At 43.4% G+C, this 1,965-nt stretch carries 1 protein-coding gene; it reads right to left on the bottom strand.

Annotation, left to right across the window (positions count from 1 at the left end):
* Positions 1-112 precede the first annotated feature (112 nt).
* Positions 113-1,507 (bottom strand): IS4 family transposase, encoded by a 1,395-nt coding sequence (locus E1163_RS00775; protein WP_155168620.1) that lies wholly within the window; start codon positions 1,505-1,507, stop codon positions 113-115.
* Positions 1,508-1,965 lie beyond the last annotated feature (458 nt).

The following is a 1,965-nucleotide window of genomic DNA, read 5'->3' as shown; positions in this document are numbered from 1 at the left end:
CGAAAAGAAATCCTTCAACAGCATTAATCCTCCCTCGAGGGAGGTGGCCGCAGGTCGGAGGGTGTTCTATTTTCCAGCCGATGTCTCTCGCAGACTTAGGTTAACCCACATTTTAAGGAGATGCCTGCATTTCATATCCTTCTAACAACGTATTAAAATAACTCAAGCCTTTCCATAAGGTTTGCCATCCCGGCATGCCTTTGCTTTTAAAGCCCTGATGTCCTCCCATTCTTCCCAATAAGAGTATCCACCATAACACCGTGCCCTCTTGGGCGATGGTCAGATCGATGGGCATCAAATATTTTTTCGCAACTTTCCTGGCCAGCTCCTGCGCCTGTAGTTGAGGCACAACATCTTCAAATGATGATTCAGGACTCATTTTTGCCAAATACCTACTGCGAAGTAGTTGAATAGCCAAAAGCCCTAAAAAACCAATGACTGTACACAGCGGCCCTCGGCTATCAAACTGACGCTTCTCTATACTACAACCTGTTTTATAGCATTTATGAAACTCTTCAATTACCCACCTCTTTGTATAGCCTTCTACAACCTGTTCAGCTTCTTCAAAACTCCGTACCGGAAGGTCGGTCAGCAGGTACCATCCCGTCATTTTAGATTCTTTCGTAGTAGAAACTTCCTCCAGGAACACACATGTGATGGCACTTTCTATACCTCTGAACTTGTAGGCCTCATAGCGTAGCCAACATTCGGCTTCATAAGGCTTGCCTGCTTTATTGCGTAGCGTACGTTGGATTATTTTATGGTGATTACTTTCCTTAATCAGGCTGAATAGACGAAACAGGCCTAGGTTTTCCTCTTGCTCCCTTTGGCTGTGTGTTAATGTGCTGCGATCATGGCGGGCCCGTATAATAAAGCCAGAACCTTCATGACGGTTGCTCAGAAATAAATTGATTACCTCGGCTATGTCCGCTTCTCTATCCAGCAGGTGGACAAGCTTCCTGCCTGTTGCTTCACTAAAGTCTTTTCCTGTTTGTATGCCGGCTAACCATTTGGAAGATTCCTTATCATCGATGGATTTCTTTCTACAATCTCCCCGCTTTCCAAAATCAGAACGATCGCGGTGGATCATATCCTGGTGAAGCAAGCCCAGGGGAACGTGATCCTGATCTAATAATAAGCCATGGTGTAATAGAAATCCATTCGAATCTTTGCCTTGGGTGTAACCCAAATCCAATTCCCGATCATTAAACTCTACATACATCGTATCATGTATCAGATACCATGAACTTTCCTGGTCCTCCTGTTGCTTACTATAGTTGGAAAGACCGCTTTTGTAACCTTCTATAAATGTTGACTGCGTCACCCGACTGTTGTTTATAAAACGATAAAAACCTTTTAATGCATAGCTGTTTTTTATCAAGGTAGGAAAAGATTGGCTCCAATCTTTGGATTCTATCATCAATAAACACGACTCATAGCGCTGCCTTAATCTACCATCCGAAAAGCTAACCCCTTTTATTTGTTCCTCGATAACACGATTATCCATCCGTAGTTTTATTTCTAATTTCTACATAAAATGTGGGTTAACCTAAGCTCGCAGAGGACTCGACGTCTTAGGATGCAGTAATGCAATCTTTGCCGGGTAAAAAAGTAATGGCCAGCACTACGTAATCTTCAGCCTCTGCCTTGGTTCGCGGGGATTCCGGATATTTTCTCCGCTACACTGCGAAAATTCCGGAATGACGTGGTATTTGTGCTAAGTAAGTTCCAGCCTCGGTGCAAGGCCATTCAATAAACCCGTCATCCTGAAATTTTCCGTCTCGTACACCAAAATATAAGACAAACCTCATGGAAAATATTCAGGATCCCCCGGATCAATGCTCTGCCAGAACCTTTCACTGCTGAAAACACTCCTATAATCCCCTCAAGGGAATAGTTAGTGCGGTGGAAATATTCAAAATCCCGATATTCTAACCACCCATTTTTACCGATTACTTGTTTACT

It is taken from the genome of Fulvivirga kasyanovii (assembly GCF_009711405.1).
In the GTDB taxonomy this organism is placed as follows: Bacteria; Bacteroidota; Bacteroidia; order Cytophagales; family Cyclobacteriaceae; genus Fulvivirga; species Fulvivirga kasyanovii.
This window is presented reverse-complemented; position numbering and strand designations above follow the sequence as displayed.

Bases quoted from the DNA above. Each gene is read 5' to 3' on its own strand.
- E1163_RS00775 (WP_155168620.1), bottom strand. From the start codon at position 1,507: ATGGATAATCGTGTTATCGAGGAACAAATAAAAGGGGTTAGCTTTTCG.